Origin of the sequence: Pseudomonas nitroreducens NBRC 12694, assembly GCF_002091755.1 — a bacterium.
GTDB lineage: Bacteria > Pseudomonadota > Gammaproteobacteria > Pseudomonadales > Pseudomonadaceae > Pseudomonas > Pseudomonas nitroreducens.
Genome location: NZ_BDAI01000012.1, coordinates 51,542 through 73,046 on the forward strand (window position 1 = coordinate 51,542; position 21,505 = coordinate 73,046).

15 protein-coding genes are annotated in these 21,505 nt (G+C 65.3%); 11 read left to right on the top strand and 4 right to left on the bottom strand.

Annotation, left to right across the window (positions count from 1 at the left end; genetic code table 11):
* Window positions 1-297: 297 nt before the first annotated feature.
* From PNI01S_RS23360 to PNI01S_RS23375, 4 genes are all read left to right on the top strand, one after another.
* Complete coding sequence (locus PNI01S_RS23360; RefSeq protein ID WP_084359374.1) at window positions 298-2,103, top strand: phenylacyl-CoA dehydrogenase; 1,806 nt, start codon at window positions 298-300, stop codon at window positions 2,101-2,103.
* A gap of 165 nt (window positions 2,104-2,268) precedes the next feature.
* Window positions 2,269-3,549 carry a GGDEF domain-containing protein gene (locus PNI01S_RS23365; protein ID WP_084359376.1) on the top strand — a complete coding sequence of 427 codons (1,281 nt, stop codon included), beginning with the start codon at window positions 2,269-2,271 and terminating at the stop codon, window positions 3,547-3,549.
* Between the two features lie 119 nt (window positions 3,550-3,668).
* Complete coding sequence (locus tag PNI01S_RS23370; protein ID WP_084359378.1) at window positions 3,669-5,465, top strand: acyl-CoA dehydrogenase C-terminal domain-containing protein; 1,797 nt, start codon at window positions 3,669-3,671, stop codon at window positions 5,463-5,465.
* A gap of 293 nt (window positions 5,466-5,758) precedes the next feature.
* Window positions 5,759-7,537 (top strand): acyl-CoA dehydrogenase C-terminal domain-containing protein, encoded by a 1,779-nt coding sequence (locus PNI01S_RS23375; RefSeq protein ID WP_084359380.1) that lies wholly within the window; start codon window positions 5,759-5,761, stop codon window positions 7,535-7,537.
* A gap of 429 nt (window positions 7,538-7,966) precedes the next feature.
* Here the strand turns inward: PNI01S_RS23375 and PNI01S_RS23380 are convergent, their stop codons facing one another.
* The gene (locus PNI01S_RS23380; RefSeq protein ID WP_024763624.1) at window positions 7,967-8,845 is read right to left on the bottom strand and encodes a LysR family transcriptional regulator; all 879 of its coding nucleotides are present in this window, start codon (window positions 8,843-8,845) and stop codon (window positions 7,967-7,969) included.
* A 100-nt stretch (window positions 8,846-8,945) separates the two neighbouring features.
* On the opposite strand from PNI01S_RS23380, the gene PNI01S_RS23385 reads away from it, so the two are divergent.
* Complete coding sequence (locus PNI01S_RS23385) at window positions 8,946-9,653, top strand: MOSC domain-containing protein (protein ID WP_024763623.1); 708 nt, start codon at window positions 8,946-8,948, stop codon at window positions 9,651-9,653.
* Between the two features lie 205 nt (window positions 9,654-9,858).
* Complete coding sequence (locus PNI01S_RS23390; protein ID WP_084359382.1) at window positions 9,859-11,832, top strand: PhoX family protein; 1,974 nt, start codon at window positions 9,859-9,861, stop codon at window positions 11,830-11,832.
* A 64-nt stretch (window positions 11,833-11,896) separates the two neighbouring features.
* On the opposite strand, the gene fnr is transcribed toward PNI01S_RS23390, so the two are convergent.
* On the bottom strand, window positions 11,897-12,598 hold the full coding sequence (gene fnr, locus PNI01S_RS23395; protein ID WP_089285795.1) for a fumarate/nitrate reduction transcriptional regulator Fnr: 702 nt from the start codon (window positions 12,596-12,598) through the stop codon (window positions 11,897-11,899).
* Between the two features lie 287 nt (window positions 12,599-12,885).
* Here fnr and PNI01S_RS23400 point away from each other — a divergent pair, with 287 nt between their 5' ends.
* The 5 genes from PNI01S_RS23400 to PNI01S_RS23420 all read left to right on the top strand — a co-directional run bounded on the left by PNI01S_RS23400 (window position 12,886) and on the right by PNI01S_RS23420 (window position 17,628).
* Window positions 12,886-13,644 (top strand): COG4705 family protein, encoded by a 759-nt coding sequence (locus PNI01S_RS23400; protein ID WP_024763621.1) that lies wholly within the window; start codon window positions 12,886-12,888, stop codon window positions 13,642-13,644.
* Window positions 13,645-13,751: 107 nt separating this feature from the next.
* A complete protein-coding gene (locus PNI01S_RS23405; protein WP_084359384.1) occupies window positions 13,752-15,041 on the top strand; it encodes an NAD(P)/FAD-dependent oxidoreductase in 1,290 nt (429 codons plus the stop codon).
* A 13-nt stretch (window positions 15,042-15,054) separates the two neighbouring features.
* Window positions 15,055-15,606 (top strand): helix-turn-helix domain-containing protein, encoded by a 552-nt coding sequence (locus PNI01S_RS23410; protein WP_037010973.1) that lies wholly within the window; start codon window positions 15,055-15,057, stop codon window positions 15,604-15,606.
* A gap of 176 nt (window positions 15,607-15,782) precedes the next feature.
* Window positions 15,783-17,132, top strand: a complete 1,350-nt coding sequence (locus PNI01S_RS23415; protein ID WP_037010975.1) for a glutamine synthetase family protein — start codon at window positions 15,783-15,785, stop codon at window positions 17,130-17,132.
* Window positions 17,133-17,469: 337 nt separating this feature from the next.
* On the top strand, window positions 17,470-17,628 hold the full coding sequence (locus PNI01S_RS23420) for a YqaE/Pmp3 family membrane protein (protein WP_003084988.1): 159 nt from the start codon (window positions 17,470-17,472) through the stop codon (window positions 17,626-17,628).
* On the opposite strand, the gene PNI01S_RS23425 is transcribed toward PNI01S_RS23420, so the two are convergent.
* Together PNI01S_RS23425 and PNI01S_RS23430 are read right to left on the bottom strand one after the other, a co-directional pair.
* Window positions 17,625-19,193 carry a methyl-accepting chemotaxis protein gene (locus tag PNI01S_RS23425; RefSeq protein WP_024763618.1) on the bottom strand — a complete coding sequence of 523 codons (1,569 nt, stop codon included), beginning with the start codon at window positions 19,191-19,193 and terminating at the stop codon, window positions 17,625-17,627. The two genes, PNI01S_RS23420 and PNI01S_RS23425, sit on opposite strands and share 4 nt — an antisense overlap.
* Window positions 19,190-21,370, bottom strand: coding sequence for a putative bifunctional diguanylate cyclase/phosphodiesterase (locus tag PNI01S_RS23430; protein ID WP_038803507.1), 2,181 nt, complete (start codon window positions 21,368-21,370; stop codon window positions 19,190-19,192). The genes PNI01S_RS23425 and PNI01S_RS23430 overlap by 4 nt, the downstream gene beginning before the upstream one ends.
* Window positions 21,371-21,505 lie beyond the last annotated feature (135 nt).

The following is a 21,505-nucleotide window of genomic DNA, read 5'->3' on the forward strand; positions in this document are numbered from 1 at the left end:
CACTCCCTGATTTCACTGTAGCGGCCGGCTGTCCTCGAGACACGCCGGCCGCTCTGCCATGGGCTTTAATTATCCGCAGGACGTCGCTGCGAATGCGTCGCTCGGACAGCGCCGCAGGCGTGACCGGATGGTCGGTTTGCATGCTTGACAAGGGTATGGCGTAAACGTATGTTTCAAACGCCTGTTTGACTGTCCGGATGCGTGCGCGCACCGACTGGGCGGCCGGGAATGCTCCCGCACTGCGACCGCAGCAACCGGTCGCCCATTAACCAGAACCCTTCGTAGAGGTTTACCGCTATGCCTGATTACAAGGCCCCCTTGCGTGATATCCGTTTCGTTCGCGACGAGCTGCTGGGCTACGAAGCGCACTACCAGAACCTGCCGGGCGCCGAAGACGCCACCCCGGACATGGTGAATGCCATCCTCGAAGAGGGTGCGAAGTTCTGCGAACAGGTAATCGCTCCGCTGAACCGCACTGGCGACCTGGAAGGCTGCAAATGGAGCCCGGAAGGCGTCAAGACCCCGACCGGTTTCAAAGAGGCCTACCAGCAGTTCGTCGAAGGCGGCTGGCCGAGCCTGGCCCATGACGTCGAGCACGGCGGTCAGGGCCTGCCCGAATCCCTTGGCCTTGCGATCAGCGAAATGGTCGGCCAGGCCAACTGGTCCTGGGGCATGTACCCGGGCCTGTCCCACGGCGCCATGAACACCCTGCACGCCCACGGTACCTCCGAGCAGCAGCAAACCTACCTGACCAAGCTGGTGTCCGGCGAGTGGACCGGCACCATGTGCCTGACCGAGCCGCATTGCGGCACCGACCTGGGCATGCTGCGCACCAAGGCCGAGCCGCAGGCTGATGGCACCTATAAGATCACCGGCACCAAGATCTTCATCTCCGCCGGCGAACACGACATGGCCGATAACATCGTCCACATCGTACTGGCCCGCCTGCCCGACGCCCCGCAGGGCACCAAGGGCATCTCGCTGTTCATCGTGCCGAAGTTCCTGCCCAACGCCGAAGGTAACGTGGGCGAGCGCAACGCCGTTTCCTGTGGCTCGATCGAACACAAGATGGGGATCCACGGCAACGCCACCTGCGTGATGAACTTCGACGCCGCCACCGGCTTCCTGATCGGCCCGCCGAACAAGGGCCTGAACTGCATGTTCACCTTCATGAATACCGCTCGCCTGGGCACCGCGCTGCAAGGCCTGGCCCACGCCGAAATCGGTTTCCAGGGCGGCATCGCTTACGCTCGCGAACGTCTGCAGATGCGTTCGCTGACTGGCCCGAAAGCCCCGGAGAAGCCCGCTGACCCGATCATCGTGCACCCGGACGTACGTCGCATGCTGCTGACCGCCAAGGCATTCGCCGAAGGCAACCGCGCCATGCTGTACTTCGCCGCCAAGCAGGTCGACATCGTCCAGCGCAGCCAGGACGAAGAAGAGAAGAAAGCCGCTGACTCGATGCTGGCCTTCCTCACCCCGATCGCCAAGGCGTTCATGACCGAAGTGGGCTTCGAAGCCGCCAACCACGGCGTGCAGATCTATGGCGGCCACGGCTTCATCGCCGAGCACGGCATGGAACAGAACGTCCGCGACAGCCGCATCTCCATGCTGTACGAAGGCACCACCGGCGTTCAGGCGCTGGACCTGCTGGGCCGCAAGATCCTCATGACCCAGGGCGAAGCGCTCAAGGGCTTCACCAAGATCGTGCACAAGTTCTGCCAGGCCAACGAAGCCAACGAAGCGGTCAAAGAGTTCGTTGCACCGCTGGCGGCGCTGAACAAGGAGTGGGGCGACCTGACCATGAAGGTCGGCATGGCCGCCATGAAGGACCGCGAGGAAGTCGGCGCCGCATCGGTCGACTACCTGATGTTCTCCGGCTACGCGTGCCTGGCCTACTTCTGGGCCGACATGGCTCGCCTGGCGGCCGAGAAGCTGGCTGCCGGTACCAGCGAAGAGGCCTTCTACCAGGCCAAGCTGAAGACCGCGCGCTTCTACTTCCAGCGCATCCTGCCGCGCACCCGCGCGCACGTCGGCGCCATGCTGTCGGGTGCCAACAACCTGATGGACCTGGCCGAGGATGATTTCGCCCTCGGTTACTGATCAGGGGGGGGTGGCCCGCCGCCCGTCTGCTGAACAGGAAGGAGCCCGCCGCAAGGCGGGCTTTTTCGTATCCGATACCACACAAATGTCCGCAGAAAATGCCATCATTACGCCACTTGCCGATCGACTGACGGCGAGCCCGGCACCCACCTTGCGGAACCCCTTGTGCGACCCACGGCCCCCTACCGGCTCAGCCACTTCCTCACGCCTTTGCTGCTGATCCCGGCCGGCATCGCCGCCGGCTCCTTGGCCGAACTGTCCGATTTCTTCACCTCACTGTTCAACGTCCTGCCGACCCTGCTGCTGTTGCTCGGTGGCGCGCTATGCCTGGTCTACAACCGCCAGCGCCAACTGTTCATGCTGTCCTGCGTTTACATCGCCTACTTCCTGCTCGATACCCAGGTCGATTACTTCCAGGCCCACCGCGTGGTGATGCCGGAGGCGGCATTGGTCTTCCACCTGTGCTGCGTGCTGTTGCCGCTGCTGTTTGGAATGTATGGCATCTGGCAGGAGCGTATGCACCTGCTGCAGGACCTTCTGGCCCGCAGCGCCGCGCTGATTGCCGTAGCCGTAGTCGCGACGGCCCTGGCCAGGCGTTTCCCGCAGGGCCTGGCGGAACTGCTCAGCGCCACCTACTGGCCGGCCTTGCACGGCCAATGGATGAACCTGGCGCAGTTGTCCTACTTCGGCTTCCTCATGGCTTTCGTCGCCCTGGTCGCCGCCTACGTGCGCCAGCCGCGGCCGCTGCACGCGGCGCAACTGGTTGGCTTGCTTGGCCTGTTATGGATGCTGCCCAAGGTATTCATCCTGCCCCATGCGCTCACCGTGATGACCAGCCTGGTGATGCTCACCCTCGCTGGCGCGGTGGCGCATGAGGCTTATCAGATGGCCTTCCGCGACGAGCTCACCGGCCTGCCTGGCCGTCGCGCGCTGAACGAGCGCTTCCAGCGCCTGGGCCAGCAGTACGTGCTGGCGATGATCGACGTCGACCACTTCAAGAAATTCAACGACAGCCACGGCCACGATGTCGGTGACCAGGTGCTGCGCATGGTTGCCGGCCAGTTGCGCCGTACCGGCGGTGGCGGCAAGGCGTACCGTTATGGTGGCGAGGAATTCACCCTGGTGTTCGCCGGCAAGACCGTCGAGCAGTGTCTGCCGCACCTCGACGGCGTGCGCCAGGCTATCGAGAGCTACGCCATGCACCTGCGCGACCGCGGCAACCGTCCCAAGGACGACCGCCAGGGCCGTAGCAAGCGCAGCGGCAAGGACGCGCAGACCGTCTCGGTGACCATCAGCGTCGGCGTCGCCGAGCGCGACGGCGAGCGGCGCAGCCCGGAGGAGGTCATCAAGGGTGCCGACGAGGCGCTTTACTCGGCCAAGAGCGGCGGGCGCAACCGTGTGGCCGTGCATGGGCAATCCCGTCGCGGAGCGGTGCGTACTGCCTGACCCGGCCGGGTTATGACCACGCATTCAGCGCGTGCAGCGTGATTGTCCGCGCGGTCACGCCCCGTTAGGTTCGAGGTTTCCGCGCCATGCTGGCGCCCAGAACCGAACGGAGATTCGCGATGCCCGAGTACAAGGCCCCCCTGCGCGACGTGCGCTTCCTCACCGACGAAGTCTTCGACTTCACCGGTCGCTATGAAGCCCTCGGCGCCACCGACGCCACCCCGGACATGTTCGCCGCCATCCTCGAGGAAGGCGCGAAGTTCTGCGAACAGGTCATCGCCCCGCTGAACCGCTCCGGCGACGAGGAAGGCTGCCACTTCGACAATGGCGTGGTGACCACGCCCAAGGGCTTCAAGGAAGCCTTTGCACAGTACGTCGAGGCCGGCTGGAACGGCGTTTCCAGCGACCCGGAATATGGCGGTCAGGGGCTGCCGCCGTCCCTCGGCCTGCTGGTCAGCGAGATGATCGGCGCCTCCAACTGCTCCTGGGGCATGTACCCCGGCCTGACCAAGGGTGCCATGGCCGCCATCCACGCCCACGGCAGCGAAGAGCAGAAGAACACCTATCTGCCGCGCATGACCAGCGCGGTCTGGACCGGCACCATGTGCCTGACCGAGCCGCACTGCGGCACCGACCTGGGCATCATCAAGACCCGCGCCGTGCCCAATGCCGACGGCAGCTACGCGATTACCGGCACCAAGATCTTCATCTCCGCCGGTGAGCACGACCTCTCCGAGAACATCATCCACCTGGTGCTGGCCAAGTTGCCCGACGCGCCGGCCGGCACCAAGGGCATCTCGCTGTTCATCGTGCCGAAATTCAACCTCGATGCGAACGGCGACGTCGGCGAGCGCAATGCCGTGGCCTGCGGCTCCATCGAACACAAGATGGGCATCAAGGCCTCCGCCACCTGCGTAATGAACTTCGACGGTGCCAGGGGCTTCCTGATCGGCGAAGCCAACAAGGGCCTGGCCTGCATGTTCACCATGATGAACCACGCGCGCCTGGGCACCGGCATGCAGGGCCTCTGCCTCGGCGAGACCAGCTACCAGGGCGCCGTGCGCTACGCCCAGGACCGCCTGCAGATGCGTTCGCTGACCGGCCCGAAGGCGCCGGATAAACCCGCCGACCCGATCATCGTCCACCCGGACGTGCGCCGCATGCTGCTGACCATGAAGGCGTTCAACGAGGGCAACCGCGCGCTGGCCTACTTCACCGCACAACTCCTGGACATCGAGCATCTTTCCCAGGACGCCGAGGAGCGCGAGCGCGCCGGCAACCTGCTGGCCTTCCTCACGCCGATCTGCAAGGCCTTCATGACCGAGACCGGCCTGGAAGTGACCAACCACGGCATGCAGGTGTTCGGCGGCCACGGCTTCATCCGCGAATGGGGCATGGAGCAGCTTGTCCGGGATTGTCGCATCGCGCCGATCTACGAGGGCACCAACGGCATCCAGGCGCTGGACCTGCTGGGCCGCAAGGTCCTCGGTAGCCAGGGCAAGCTGCTGATGGGCTTCACCAGGCTGGTCCACCAGCTCTGCCAGCAGCACGCCGAGCACCCGCAGCTCAAGGCCCAGGTCGCCCAGTTGGCGGCGTTGAACAAGCAATGGGGTGAGCTGACCCAGAAACTCGGCCTGGCCGCCATGAAGAACCCGGACGAAGTCGGTGCCGCCTCGGTGGATTACCTGATGTACTCCGGCTACATCACCCTTGGCTACTTCTGGCTGCGCATGGCGCTGGTCGCCCAGCAGAAGCTGGAAGAGGGCGCTGGCGAGAAGGCCTTCTACGAAACCAAGCTGGCCACCGCCGAGTTCTACTTCAGCCGCCTGCTGCCTCGCGCGCTGTCCCATGTGGCGGCAGCGGAGGCGGGTTCCGAGGTGCTGATGCGCCTGTCGGCCGAGCAATTCGCGCTGTAAACCCGGCTGGCCGCATAGGGCGCATAAAACGGAACGCTTTATCCGCCGACCCAAACGGCGGATGACATGCGCCCTGTAGGCTGGACGTCTTATGCCGGACAAGCAGGCCCGCCCCGTGCGGGCCTTCTGCCTATCGCTACAAAATATGACCAAACTATTGTTGTGCGGTCATATCATGACGCTTAATCTCTGAAAAGTTGTTGGAGTAAACTCCGGCGGCGTACCTTCGTGTACCTCCTATTCTGATACCGCTGGCTGCCTGATCAGCCGTCGTTTTCGTTCGAGGATCCATCATGGCTGACTACAAAGCTCCCCTGCGCGACATGCAATTCGTCCTCAATGAAGTCTTCGAGGTTGCCAAGCTCTGGGGCGAACTGCCCGTCCTGGCCGAGACCGTCGATGCCGAGACCGCCTCGGCGATCCTCGAAGAGGCCGGTAAAGTCACCGGCGGCGTGATCGCCCCGCTGAACCGTAGCGGCGACGAAGAAGGCTGCAGCTGGAGCGCCGAGGGTGTGAAGACCCCGGCCGGCTTCCCCGAGGCCTACCGCACCTATGCCGAAGGCGGCTGGGTGGGCGTGGGCGGCGCGCCGGAATTCGGCGGCATGGGCATGCCCAAGGTGATCGGCGCCCAGGTCGAGGAAATGGTCAACTCGGCCAACCTGTCCTTCGGCCTGTACCCGATGCTGACCGCCGGCGCCTGCCTGTCGCTGCTCAACCACGCCAGCGAAGAGCTCAAGGCCAAGTACTTGCCGAACATGTACGCCGGCACCTGGGCCGGCTCCATGTGCCTGACCGAGCCGCACGCCGGCACCGACCTGGGCATGATCCGTACCAAGGCCGAACCGCAGGCCGACGGCAGCTTCAAGATTTCCGGCACCAAGATCTTCATTACCGGCGGCGAGCATGACCTGACCGAGAACATCATCCACCTGGTGCTGGCCAAGCTTCCCGATGCACCGGCCGGTTCCAAGGGCATCTCGCTGTTCCTGGTGCCGAAGGTGATGGTCAACGCAGACGGCTCCCTGGCCGAGCGCAATGCGGTGTCCTGTGGCTCCATCGAACACAAGATGGGCATCAAGGGCTCCGCCACTTGCGTGATGAACTTCGACGGCGCCACCGGCTGGATCGTCGATGCCCCGAACAAGGGCCTGGCCGCCATGTTCACGATGATGAACTACGAGCGCCTGGGCGTTGGCATCCAGGGCCTGGCCACTGGCGAGCGCTCCTACCAGAGCGCCGTGGAATACGCCCGCGAGCGTATCCAGAGCCGCGCGCCGACCGGCCCCGTGGCCAAGGACAAGGCCGCCGACCCGATCATCGTCCACCCGGATGTGCGTCGCATGCTGCTGACCATGAAAGCGCTGAACGAGGGCGGCCGTGCCTTCTCCAGCTACGTTGCCATGCAGCTGGATACCGCCAAGTACAGCGAAGAGCCGACCACCCGCAAGCGCGCCGAGGAACTGGTCGCACTGCTGACCCCGGTGGCCAAGGCCTTCCTCACCGACATGGGTCTGGAAACCACCATCCATGGCCAGCAGATCTTCGGCGGCCACGGCTTCATCCGTGAGTGGGGCCAGGAACAGTTGGTGCGCGATTGCCGCATCACCCAGATCTACGAAGGCACCAACGGCATCCAGGCGCTGGACCTGATGGGCCGCAAGATCGTCGGCAGCGGTGGCGCCTACGCCAAGCTGTTCACCGACGAGATTCGTGCCTTCACCGCCTCGGCTTCCGCTGAGCTGGCTGAGTTCACCGGTCCGCTGAACGCTGCCGTGCAGAACCTCGACGAGCTGACTGCCTGGGTCCTGGACCGTGCCAAGGGCAATCCGAACGAGATCGGCGCCGCCTCGGTCGAGTACCTGCACGCCTTCGGCTACACCGCCTACGCCTATATGTGGGCGCTGATGGCGCGCGCTGCGCTGGGCAAGGAAGGCCAGGACGAGTTCTATGCCAGCAAGCTCGGCACAGCGCGCTTCTACTTCGCCCGCCTGCTGCCGCGCATCCACTCCCTGAGCGCCTCGGTGAAGGCTGGCAGCGAGTCGCTGTACCTGCTGGACGCCGCGCAGTTCTAAGCGTTCACGTGTGAAAAAGCCCCGCCTCGGCGGGGCTTTTTCATTGTGATATTTCTTTTGAGAAGAAGGGTATTTCGAATCTTTGTAAGCCATGGCTTACAAACAGCGGTGGTGATCGGCGTCTTTCTGACAACGGCCTACAGCGGTAACCTTTCTCTCAGTCAGGACATTGCGCAGGAAGCGCCAACGACAATACGGAAACAAGGGAATCCACCAAGGACGGTGGCTAGCACGGACGTCAGGATATCGGTCTGCAAAACCCCGCCTCGAAAGAGGCGGGGTTTTTTCTTGCACGCGATTTCGCGAGTGCGTCGCTCCGCGATGGGGTTACTTGTGGGAGCGAGCTTGCCCGCGAACAAATCCCCTAGCGGGGCCGGGTTCGCCAGCAAGAACCAGGTGTCCCCTCGACCCTGCGAAAAGCGGTTGTCATCAGACCGCGCCGTCGAGCAACGAGCGCAACAGCTCCACCGTTGGCTGCTGCCGCTGGGCATCGCGATAGACCAGCCCCACGCTCAGCGGAATGCGCGGTTCGCTCAGGGGTTTCCAGAGCAAGTCCTTGTGCGCATGCATCTGCCGCGCGCGGCCCGGCAGCACAGTGGCGAAGCGGCTCTGCGGCAGGCTGTCGAGGATGCCGCCCATATGATTGAGCTCCGCCTGCACCCGCGGCCGCCGGCCAATGGCCGCCAGTTGCTCCTGCCAGATCTGCCGGGCGCGGAATTCTTCGCCGAGCAGCAGCATCGGCAATTCAGCGGCCTGAGCCAGCGACACCTTCTTGAAGTCCTTCAGCGGGTGGTCCGCCGGAATCACCAGCTGCAATTCGTCCGGGTACAGTTCCACGCCGTGCAGCGCCGGCTGGCGCGGCGGCAGGAAGCCGATGCCGATATCCAGCTGACCGATCAACAGTCGACGCTCGATCTCCACGCCGGAGAGCTCGTAGATACGCACCTGCACGTGAGGCTGCGCCGCATGCAGGCGTTCCACCAGATGCGGAACCAGGCTGGCGTTGACCGTCTGCAGCACACCAATGGCCAAACTGCGTGCGCTCTGCCCGCGGAAGCCGCGCAGCGCCTCGCGGGCCCGCTCCAGGCCTTCGAGCAGCGGCACAGCGTGGTTGTACAGCGTGTGCGCGGCGGCGGTCGGCAGCAGGCGCTTGCCGCTGCGCTGGAACAGCGCCACGTCGAGGTTCTGCTCCAGCTGGCGAATCTGTTGCGACAGCGCCGGCTGGGAAATCGCCAGGCGTTCGGCGGCGCGCCCGACATGGCCTTCCTCGTAAAGCGCGACGAAATAGCGGAGCTGGCGGAAATCCATAAGGTCTTCTTATCAACGAAACTGGAAAATCGAAATGGAGTGTCACCCATCCAGGCCACTACTCTAGCGCTTGTCCGCTGTCTCAGATGGGTAGACAAAGGTGGAAAGCATCGTCATCCAGGGCGTTTTCATAGGCAAAGTCGAAGAAAGCTGGGGAGGTCTACTCAGCGATATCGACAAGCTGGAAACGCATCAGGAAGTCTGGCTCGGCGCCGAAGGGCTGCCGGGCGACGCACGGGCCGACCTGCGCCGCGACGGTGGCCTGGACCGCGCCCTGCACCACTACCCGGCCGAGCACTACCGCCACTGGCGCAAGCAGCACCCGCAGACGCGCTGGCGACAGCCGGCTTTCGGCGAGAACCTGTCGACCTTCGGGCTCAATGAACAGGAGGTCTGCATTGGCGACCTGTTTCGCTGGGGCGAGGCGCTGATCGAAGTGAGCCAGCCGCGCTCGCCCAGCTACCGCCTTGCGCGGCGTTGGAATCTCCCTGGTCTGCCGCTGGAAGTGCAGGAGCAGGGGCGTTGCGGCTGGTTCTACCGGGTGCGCCGTTCCGGCATGGTCGCACCCGACGCACCGCTGGAACTGGTGCAGCGACACTACCCGCAGCTCAGCGTAGCGAGCCTGCTGGATTGGTACTTCGGCCACCCGCTGGACCGTACCGGCCTGCGCCTGATGATGGCCTGCGATGCTTTATCCCTGCGCTGGCGCAAGACCGCCGCGCAACGCCTCACCAGTGGCGTGCTGGAAGACTGGACGGCCCGCCTGGCGGGCCCCGAATGTTCGGAGCAGGGCGGCCTGCAAGCCTGAGCCGCGCTGTTTCGCAAATGCCCTCGCGCCCGCCCCCGGACGTCGTCTTGGTCCTGCGGGGCGGCTTTTATTCCCGCCGCCGAGCCTGTCACAGGGCTCGGCGGCGTTGTCATGTCGTCGTAACACCGCATTCCTAACCTTCCGCCGATAGCTTCTACTGACAACCCGAGCCGTCAGAAAGACGGCCGCGCGGAAGGAACCTCTGATGAGCGAGCATTTCCAGGATTTCCACGACCGGCTGGCCGCCTTCGACGACCAGGCGATCAACCCTTCCGGCAACGTGCCGATGAGCGAGCTCATCGACGCCTCGCGCCGCCGCCTGCTGAAGAACAGCCTGGTGCTGGGCGCCGTCGGTTTCCTCGGCGGCGGCCTGTTCCCCGGCCGTTCACTATTCGCCGCCGATGCGCCGGTACCGACCACGCTGCTGGGCTTCAGGGGTGTGGCGGTGCAGCAGGACCCGAAGTTCGATCGCGTGATAGTCGCCGAGGGCTACAGCGCGCGACCGTTCTTCTCCTGGGGCGACGCCGTGGTGAGCGGCTCGCCGGTCTGGAAAGGCGACGCCAGCGAGGATTGGAAGGCCCAGGAACTGCAGGCCGGCGACAATCATGACGGCATGCACTACTTCCCCTTCCCCGATGCGCCGGACAGCCACGGCCTGCTGGTGGTCAACCACGAGTACATCAACCCGACGCTGCACCCCAAGGGCCAGACTTTCGAGGACCGCCCCGATGGCACCCGTGGCCGTCCGGAAGGCGAGGTGCGCAAGGAAATCGCCGCCCACGGCCTGAGCGTGATCGAGGTGAAGAAGGACGCCAGCGGCCAGTGGCAGCGCGTCGAAGGCTCCAGCTACAACCGCCGCATCACTGGCAGCTCGCCGCTGGACCTGTCCGGCCCGCTGGCCGGCCACGACCTGCTGCGCACCGCCAGCGATCCGGAGGCGAAACAGGTGCTCGGCACCCTGAACAACTGCTCCATGGGCGTCACGCCGTGGGGCACCTACCTGGCGTGCGAGGAAAACTGGCACCAGTACTTCGTCAACCGCGACAAGGCCGACTATGCCAAGCGCGTCTCGCACAAGCGCTATGGGCTGTCCAACGGCCAGTTCAGCAACTACTACGCCTGGGAGGCGGTTGATCAGCGCTTCGACGCCACGCCCAAAGCCGACCAGCCCCACGGCGGCCATGTCAACGAACCGAACCGCTTCGGCTGGGTAGTGGAGATCGATCCGTTCGACCCGACCTCGACGCCGAAGAAGCGCACCGCCGTGGGCCGCTTCTGCCGCGAGTGCTCGACCCTTTCGCTGGGCGCCGACAACCGCATGGCCTTCTACTACGGCGACGACACCAAGGGCGAGTACATCTACAAGTTCGTCCCGGCGGGCCAGTATGAGCCGAACAACCGTGCGGCAAACGTCGACCTGCTGGACGAAGGCACCCTCTACGTCGCGCGCTTCAACGCCGATGGCAGCGGCCAGTGGCTGCCGCTGGTGCATGGGCAGAATGGCCTCACCGCCGAGAACGGTTTCGCCAGCCAGGCCGAGGTACTGGTCAACGCCCGTGCCGCCGCCGACCTGCTGGGCGCCACGCCGATGGATCGTCCCGAGTGGGTCGCGGTGCAGCAGACCACCCGTGAGGTCTACGTCAGCCTCACCAACAACGATGCGCGCGGCACGAAGCAGGCGGTTGACGCGGCCAACCCGCGCAAGGACAACCTGCACGGGCAGATCCTGCGCTGGAACGAAGCCGGCGGTGACCCAACCGCCACCACCTTCGAGTGGGAAATCTTCCTGCTCGCTGGCGAGCACAAGGGCTTCACTGCGCCGGAGAACCTGATCGGCACCATCAACGGCGATATCTTTTCCTCGCCGGATGGACTGTATTTCGACACCACCGGCCGCCTGTGGATCGAGACCGACTACGACGATGCCGAGGCGCCGATGCAGGCGATGGGTTGCAACCAGCTGCTCTGCGCCGACCCGCACAGCCGCGAGGTGCGCCGCTTCCTGGTCGGCCCGCGTGGCTGCGAGCTGACGGGGATTACCCAGAGCCCTGATGGCAGGACGATGTGGGTGAACATTCAGCACCCGTCCCTCAGCTTCCCGGCCAGCGACGGCCAGAGCATTCCGCGTTCCACGACGATGGTGATCACCAAGGACGATGGGGGTGTGATCGGGACTTGATGGGCAGAGAGGCGAGGGGGAGGGGCTTTAGGGAAACTCGCCGCTCGGGCGGTCCGCTGGAACCTTAAAGCTCGACCTCCCCCCCGGCCAACGCGCACAACTCGGTGAAATCGACGATCTCCGTCTCCCGCCCGTCCACCCGTACCAGCCCGTGCTTCTGCAGGCGGGTAAAGCTGCGCGACACCGTTTCCACCGCCAGCCCCAGGTAGTCACCGATCTCGTTGCGCGACATGCTCAGGCGGAAGCGCGTGGCAGAGAAACCACGCTCGCGGAAATGCGCGGAGATGTTCAGCAGGAAAGCAGCGATGCGCGAGTCCGAGTTCAGCCGCGAGAGCAGCAGCTTCATCTGCTGATCCTCACGGATCTTGCGGCTCATCATCAGCATGATCTGGTGCGACAGGCCGGGAATCTGCAGCGACAGCTCCTCCAGCTGGTTGAACGGAATCTCGCTGCACAGCGTGCTTTCCAGTGCCTGCGCCGACACCGGATAGCTGCCTTCGCCCATGCCGGAGAAACCGAAGATCTCGGTGGCGAAATAGAACCCGGTGATCTTCTCCAGCCCCTGCTCGTTGGTGGTGAAGGTCTTGATCGAACCGGAACGCACCAGGAACACGCTGTGGAAGGGATCGCCCTGGCGGAACACGAAGTCGCCCTTATGCAGCAGGTGCCCCGGCTTGATGATCGCCTCCAGCTCCTCGACCTTCTCGTCGCTAAGAGTGGGCGGCGCCAGCCGGCAGTTCTTGCAGTACGGTTGCGGTTTGATCATCTGATTCATCCATATCCCCATGCGCCGGCCAATCGCGCGCAATTCAGCGTTCCTCGGGCGTATCGCCCCCTCATGGAACCATAGCAACTGACAGCCATCTGTCATCCGTCGGATCACTGGTCGGGAAGCAGGCCAATGGATTTTTCATACCCGCTTGACCCTTTCTTCACTGCGCCGACTTCAGTCTCCACGCCCATGCACCGGGGTCATTGGGGGAGACCACAGGAACTCCGGGGTGCCGTGACGCGACCCGCGCGTCGATCCCGCTCATTTTCCGGAGATATGTCGTGAACAAACTGCCACAGATCACCCTGGCCTTCTGGGTGATGAAAATCTGCGCCACCACCCTGGGGGAAACCGCCGGCGACCTGTTGTCGATGACCCTGAACGTCGGCTATGCGATCAGCTCGCTGATCCTCATCAGCGTCTTCCTCGTCACCCTGGTCGGCCAGCTCGCCAGCAAGCGCTACGTGCCCTGGCTGTACTGGCTGGTGATCCTCTCCACCAGCACCGCCGGCACCACCATGTCCGACTTCATGGACCGCACCCTGGGCCTGGGCTACGCCAGCGGCTCGGCGATCCTGGTCAGCATCCTGGTGGCGATCTTCGCGGCCTGGCGCTTCAGCGGTACCTCGCTGTCGGTGGACAACATCCGCAGCTTCAAGGGCGAGATGTTCTACTGGGTTGCCATCCTCTTCTCCAACACCCTGGGCACCGCGCTGGGCGACTTCCTCGCCGACGACTCCGGCCTGGGCTTCGCCGGCGGCGCGCTGCTGATCGGCAGCCTGATCGCCGTGGTCGTGCTGCTGCATTACTTCACCAAGCTTTCCTCGGTGCTGCTGTTCTGGGTGGCCTTCGTGCTGACCCGGCCGTTCGGTGCGACCCTGGGCGACGTGCTGACCAAGTCCCACGAGAAGGGTGGGCTGGACTTCGGCACCATCGGCTCCTCGGCCATCCTCGCCGGTATCCTGGTGGCGCTGGTGGTCATGGTCAGCATGCGGCAGAAGCGCGAAGGGCAGGACAGCGCAGCAGTGCTGTCTTCCTGACGAGTTGAAGCGGAGTCCGCCGGACGAAAAGACCGGCGGACTAGCCTTGTGAAATTTGTTCTGTTATTTTTCATGAAAAATAAACAGAACAATTTCACGAGGTCGCGATGTTCCTGCGCTCCGCCGAGCCGGTCGGCACCTACTACGCCGGTACCAACCCTGAGCTGATCCAGCCGCGCGATGTGCTGCGCGAGCCGCTGGAATGCGAAGTCCTGGTGATCGGTGCCGGGTTCAGTGGCCTGCACACGGCGCTGCAACTGGTGGAAGGCGGCTGTCAGGTCTGCATGATCGAAGCCAGCCGCATTGCCTGGGCTGCCTCCGGACGCAACGGCGGGCAAGCATTGCCGGGCTGGTCCAGCGACCTCGGTCCCATCGAGGACGACCTCGGCCATGAAGGCGCGCTGCGCCTGTGGCAGGGCATGTTGTGGGCCGCCCACGAACTGCGCGACCTGCCGCAACGCCACGGCTTCGACTGCGATTACCGCATCGGCCACCTGTGGACCGCCGTGCTGCAACGCCGCGTTGGCTCGCTCTACGACTGGCAGGCCGAAGCCAATCGTCGCTGGGGCTACGAAGGCCTGCAATTCATCCCCCGTGAAGACCTGCCGCAGTGGATCGCCAGCGACCGCTACCAGGCCGGCCTGTACGATCCTAACTCTGCGCACCTGAATCCGCTCAAGCTGGCCTACGGCCTTGCCGGGGCCATCGAGCGTGCTGGCGGCCGCATCTTCGAGCAGACCCGCGCGCTGAGCTTCCGCGAGAGCGGCAACGGCTACGAGGTGACAACCGAGCATGGCAGCGTGCGCTGCGCCTCCCTGGTGCTGGCCTGCAACGCCTATATCGACGGGCTGGACCGCGACGTCTCCGAGCGCATCCTGCCGGTGGGCACCTACCAGGTCGCCACCGCGCCGCTGGGCGAGGAGCTGGCTCGTTCACTGCTGCCGAGGAACTGCTGCGTCACCGACAACCAGTTCGTTCTCGACTACTTCCGCCTGACCCCCGATCATCGCCTGCTGTTCGGCGGCGGCTGCACCTACCTGGGCGGCATGCCTTCGGACATCCGCGCCGCTACGCGCCCCTATGTCGAGCGGGTATTCCCGCAGCTCAAGGGCGTGGAACTGGAGTACGCCTGGGGCGGGCACATCGACTGCAGCATGCGGCGCACCCCGGACATCGGCCGGCGTGGCGATCTCTACTGGCTGCAGGGCTATTCCGGCCACGGCGTACTGCCCAGCCTGGCCGCTGCCCATGCAGTGAGCGAGGCGATGCAGGGGCGCAGTGACGAGCTTGACCTCTATCAACGCATCCGCAATCCCGGGTTCCCCGGCGGCCAGCGCTTCGCCGCGCCACTGGAAGCCGTCGGCAAGGCCTGGTATCGATTGCGGGACTTTGTCTAATTCGGAACCTGCCATGACCCAGACGGCCACCAACGAACACCTTGCCACGCTGATCCGCGACCTGCGCAAGCACAAGAACCTCACCCTGGGTGAGCTGGCCGAACAGATCGGCCGCTCGGTGGGTTTCCTGTCCCAGGTCGAGCGCGGCCTGTCGCAACCCACCGTGGCCGACCTCACCGCCATCAGCGAAGCCCTGGGCGTACCGACTACCTACTTCTACGCCGGCGACACCCGCCGCGAGCGCGACTGGGTCACCCGGCCGAACGATCGCCGCACCCTGTACTACGCCGGCGGCGTCACCGACATCCTCGCCTCGCCGAACATGTCCGGCGGCTTCTCCATGCTCGACAGCATCCTCGCCCCCGGCGCCACCAGCGGCGAAGGCCACCTGGACGACAGCTCGGAGCAGGGCGGCTTCGTCCTCGAAGGCGAGCTGACCATCTGGTACGAGGACGACACCGTCACCCTCTATCCCAACGACAGTTTCCAGCTGCCGCCGCACAGCCAGTTCCGCTATGGCAACCTCACCGATAAACCTACAAGGGTGCTGTGGATCTTCACGTGAATTTCGACCGGTACCTGCTGCGCTCGCCCAGGCGGCGTTGGAAGTCGGCTCGGATTGCTCATTTAGCGGCCTAAACTCCGCATCCGAGCCGACTTCCGCCTTGCCTGGCCTTCGCTCGCGACGGTCACACCTCGAAATTGATCTTGGCACCCGAGAACAAAAAGGCCCTGAGAAAAATGAACCGCCCGATGCATCCCGACCTGCTCAGCGAAGTCCGCGCCTTCCGCCAGCAATACCCGGACATCCGCTACGTCGACCTGATCTGCCTGGACATTCCCGGCCACTTCTACGGCAAGCGCTACCCAGTGGACATGCTCGAGAAAGTCGCCGCCGGCAGCCCGCTGAAACTGCCGCAGAACTGCGTGCTGCTCGGCGTACAGGGCGGCCTGCACCCCATCGGCGACTACTGCTTCAACGACGGCGACCCGGACGCGCCGCGCCGCCTGATCCCCGGTTCGCTCAAGCCGGTGCGCTGGGAGAACCAGCCGCTGGGGCAGATGCTGATCAGTTCCGACGGCACCGAGGCGCCCATCGAATTCGAACCGCGCGAAGTGCTCGCCCGCGTCATGCAGCGCCTGGAGTCCAAGGGCATCCGCCCGGTGGTGGCCTTCGAGCTGGAGTTCTACCTGTTCGACAAGAAGCTCGACAACGGCCTGCCGCAATACCCACGCGACCCGCTGTGCGACGACGAGGACGACCAGCCGAACATGCACATCGAACGCCTGTCGCGCTTCTCCGATGTGCTCCACGAGATCGTCGAAGCCTCCCGCGAGCAGGGCGTGGACGCCAACGTGATCACCGCCGAGATCGGCCCCGGCCAGTTCGAGATCAACTTCGCCCACTGCGACGACGGCCTGCACGCCGCCGACCAGGCCGCGCTGTTCACCCGCGCCACCCGAGGCGTGGCGCTCAAGCACGGCTACCGCGCCAGCTTCATGAGCAAGCCCTACCTGCACGCGCCGGGCAGCGGCATGCACGTGCACGTCAGCCTGTACGACCGCGACGGCAACAACCTGCTCGACCGCGACAACCAGCAGGCCCTGCGCCACGCCGTGGCCGGCTGCCTGGAGTTGCTGCCGCACTGCATGCCCATCTTCGCCGCCAACCACAACGCCTACCGCCGCTATGGCTCCCGCGTGAACGCCGCGAGCAAGGCCAGCTGGGGCTTCGAGGATCGCGATGCGTGCATCCGTATCCCCGAATCCGATGGCAGGAACCTGCGCATCGAACACCGTCTGGCCGGCGCCGACGCCAACCCTTACCTGGTGCTCGCGGCGATCCTCACCGGCATGGAGCACGGCCTGGAAGCCCGCCAGGAACCCATCCCGCCGCTCAACGAAGACCGCTCCAGCGGCATCGACTTCCCCCGCGACATGCTCGGCGCCGTCGCCGAGATGGAAGACCATCCCGTGGTGAAGGATGGCCTGGGCAGCGAGTTCGTCTTCGTCTACTGCGAGAACAAGCGCCACGACCACCTGGACTTCATGAACGAAGTCAGCGCGCGGGAGTACCGCTGGTTCCTGTAACCCCGGATGAACCCTGTAGGAGCGCCCCATGGACGCGATCGCGGGCATGGCCCGCTCCTACGCGAAAGTTCTGCGCTCGGGTCGGCCCTCACCCTAACCCTCTCCCAGGGGGAGAGGGGACAGTTCGGTGCAGGATGAAGCCATGGTGTCAGCCGGCACAATCTGCTCCCTCTCCCTCTGGGAGAGGGCAGGGGTGAGGGGAATTCCGTGGCACAGAGTGACCGATGAAGACAGTTGCTCCTACAGGTCAGCATCATAGCCAGCCAGATTCTCTGAACCCGCTTCGCTTTCCTGCGGTCAACTTCATGCACAAGGCAATCTCACAAGGAGCCACCGCATGGACCTCATCCGCATTCTGATCGCCATCCTTCTGCCGCCGCTGGGTGTGTTCCTCCAGGTCGGTTTCGGTGGCGCGTTCTGGCTCAATATCCTGCTGACGCTGCTCGGCTACATCCCCGGTATCGTCCACGCCGTGTACATCATCGCCAAGCGCTAACCCGCCCGGCTGCCCTCCCAGAAATGCTCCGCCAGCATCCGCAACTCCGCCGACAGTTCCGCCATGCGCGCGGCGCTGCGCTGGCAGGTGCCGACCTTTTGCGCATTGCTGTCGGCTGAGCTGCGAATGGCGTGCAGGCTGCGCTGCACGTCTTCGCTGGCGACGCCCTGTTCCTCGATGGCCTCGGCGATTTCCAGGCTCATGCGCTGGATCGCCGAGACCTGCTCGCTGATCTGTTCCAGCGTGCCCGCCGCATGCCCGGCCTGCTCCAGGCTGGCGACCGCCCGCTCGCAGCAATGCCATAGCGCGCGCACCGAATCCTCGGCGCCCTGCTGGAGATTACCGACCAACGACTGGATGTCGCGCGCGGAATTCTCCGTGCGCGAAGCCAGCGCCCGCACCTCATCGGCGACCACTGCGAAACCACGCCCGCCTTCCCCGGCGCGTGCCGCTTCGATGGCGGCGTTCAACGCCAGCAGGTTGGTCTGCCCGGCGACATCGCGGATTACTTCGAGCATCCGCGAGATAGCCTCGCTGTGCTCCTTCTGCTGTTCGACCGCGACGCTCGCGGCGCGCACGCCGGCTTCCAGCGCGGCGAGTTGCCCGCGCGTGCGGTGCACGTCCTGATGCCCGGCCTGGGTGATGCGCTCGCTGCACTGCGCCGCCACCGCGCTGTGCTGCGCGTGGCGGGCGACTTCCTGGACGCTCTGCGCGAGCTGCTGCATGGCGCTGGCCACCTGTTCGGTCTCGCGCTGCTGCAACTGCGAAACGGCGCTGCCGCCGGCCATGGCGTCGGCCAGTGCCGCGGAATGCTCGGCCAACTGATGCGAGGCGTCCGCCATGCGCCCGACCACCGCGGCGGTTTCCGCCTCCAGCATGTGGAAGGCGAACTCCAGCTCGCCGAATTCGTCGTTCCGGCCCGTATACAGCTGCTGGCTGAGCGGGTTGTCGGCGATCTTCCGCGCTCGCCCGAGCAGCGCGCCCAGTGGTTGCAGGCGTAGCACCAGCCAGGCGCCCGAGACGCCCAGCGCCAGCAGGAATGCCAGCACCGTCAGCTTGGGCAGCAGCAGCGCCAGCAGGGCACCGCCGGCCTGCGCCAGCACCAGTCCGATCAGCAGTTGCAACGGCAGTGGCAGGCGCGGGCGGGCCAACTTCGCTCCCCCGCGCATCCGCGCGTAAAGGCGCTCCGCCGCATCGACCTGCTCGGCGCCGGGACGGGTGCGCACCGACTGGTACTCCACGACTTTTCCGCCATGGCGAATCGGTGTGACGAAGGCGCTGACCCAGTAGTGGTCGCCGTTCTTGCAGCGGTTCTTCACCAGGCCCATCCAGCTGCGCCCGGCCTGCAGCGTCTGCCAGAGGTGGGCGAAGGCGGCGGGCGGCATGTCCGGGTGACGCACGCGGTTGTGGTTGAAACCCACCAGCTCCTCGGCCTGGAAACCGCTGACCTGGATGAAGTCCGGGTTCACATGGGTGACCGCGCCCTTGAGGTCGGTGGTGGAGAGAATGTTGGCATTGACCGGCACATCCACCTGGCGCCCGGTGATCGGCAGGTTCTGCTTCATCGCTGGTGCTCCACGCGGGTCTGGAAGAGTTGTTCCGGCGCCAGCGGCTTGCTGAACAGGAAGCCCTGGGCGTGGCGGCAGCCTTCGGCGCGCAGGAAGTCGAGGTGTTCCTGGCGTTCGACGCCCTCGGCCACCACTTCCAGGCCCAGGCTGTGGCCCAGGCCGATGATGGCGCGGCAGATGGCGCTGAGTTCCGGGTCGTCCGGCACGCGGGTGATGAAGCTGCGGTCGACCTTGAGGATGTGCAGCGGGTAGCGCTTGAGATACCCCAGCGAGGAGTAGCCGGTGCCGAAGTCGTCCAGCGCCAGGCGCACACCCTCGGCGGCCAGTTCGCGGAGGCAGGCGAGGGTTTCCGCGCCGTCCTGCATCAGCAGGCTTTCAGTGATCTCCAGTACCAGGCTGCGCGGCGACAGGCCGCTCTCCGCCAGAATCTGCTGTACCCGCGCGGCGAAGCCCGGTTGCTGCAGCTGCCGGCTCGACAGGTTGACCGAACAGTAGAGGTCGCGGTACCCCTGGCTCTGCCAGAGCGCCGTCTGCCGGCAGGCCTGGCGCAGTACCCAGTCGCCGACCGGGACGATCTCGCCGGATTCCTCCAGCGCCGGGATGAAGTCCAGCGGCGAGACGGATTGGCCGTCGTGCCTCCAGCGCAGCAGCACCTCCACCGCCTCCCAGTGTGGCGAATCGCTGTCCAGGCGGACGATGGGCTGGTAGTGCAGGCTGAACTCCTCGCGCCGCAGCGCCTGCGCCAGCGCGCTTTCCAGGTCGAGCCGGCGCTGCGCCTCGGCTTGCAGCTCGAGGCTGAAGCGCGCGTACTGCGCCTTGCCGGCTTCCTTGGCGCGATACAGCGCCAGGTCGGCGGCCTGCAGGGTGTCGATGGCCTGGCCGTCGGTCATCAAGCCGGTGATGCCGATGCTGGCGCTGACCACCAGCGTGCGGCCGTCCACGTGCAGCGGCTGGCGCAGGCAATCGAGCATGCGCTGTGCGACCTGCTCGGCATCGCAGAGGCTGGCGAGGTCATCCAGCAATACGACGAACTCGTCGCCGCCGAAGCGCGCCAGGTGATCGCCCGGTCGCAGGCAGCGCAGCAGTCGCTGCGAGACTTCCACCAGCACACGGTCGCCAACGGCGTGGCCGAGGCTGTCGTTGATCAGCTTGAAGCGGTCCAGGTCGATGAACAGCAGGCCGGACTCGCGCGCGCCGGGGCGGCGCTGGCGCATCAGGGCCTGCTGCAGCAGCTCGTCCAGGCGCAGGCGATTGCCCAGGCCGGTGAGCGGGTCGTGCCGCGCCGCATGGCTGAGCTGGTGTTCGCTGGCCTTGTGTTGGCTGATGTCGGTTTGCGAGCCGGCCATGCGCCCATCGGTGACCACACCACGCGCCAGCACCCAGAGGTAATTGCCGTCACGCTGGCGGATACGGTACTCGTGGCTGAGCAGCGCGCTGCTGCCGCGCAGGTGCGCATCGATGGCCTTGCGCAGACCGGGCAGGTCGTCCGGATGCACGCGGGCGAACCAGCTGGTGCTGCCTTCGCCGAGGTTATCGCGGGTCAGGCCGAGCATGCGCGCCCAGCGCTCGGAGACGTAGAGGCGGTCGTTGCCCAGGTCCCAGTCCCAGATGCCGTCGTTGGCACCGCGCAGGGCGCGGGCGAAGCGCGCCTCGCTGTCCTCCAGCGCCTGGCGCTGGGCGGCGCCGTAGGTGTCGATAGCCAGCGACATGTCGAAGAACACCCGCTTGAGCAGGCTGGCGTAGGTCTTGGCTTCCGGGGCGTCGCCCATCAGGTCGGCGAGCATCTGGTCCAGGTACAGGCGATAGGCGCCCAGGTACCACTTCAGTTCGACGCCGACCTGCTGGTGCACGAGCCCGATACGCAGGCGGTCGCGCACGTAGTCGGCGTCCTGCGGGGCGTCCCACAGCTGGCGGTAGTATTCGAACTGGCTGCATTTCAGCCGCGCCAGCGTCGCCGGCTCGGAGAGTATTGCGCCCAGGGGTGGATAATGGCGCAGGTGATCGTAGAGTTGCTCGATGAAGCGCTGGTGGCAGCCTTCCAGTTCGGCGGCGCGGCCATGCAGGTGGCGGCCATCCTCCTCGCTCCACTCCAGATATGTCAGGCGCTGATCGACTTCCATCGTCGACAGGCCGATGCGCTCGAGCACGCTATCGAGCTTCGGTCCCAGGCCCATGTTTGGCTCCTTGCGGGTCTGCTGTTTTTGTCGGGCATGAAAAAAGCGCCGGCTCGTCGTCTCGTCGAAATCGACGGCGACCAACTCGGCGCTTTGTCTTGCAGGCCCACAAGTCCTGCCCGGCAAAGCCAGCTT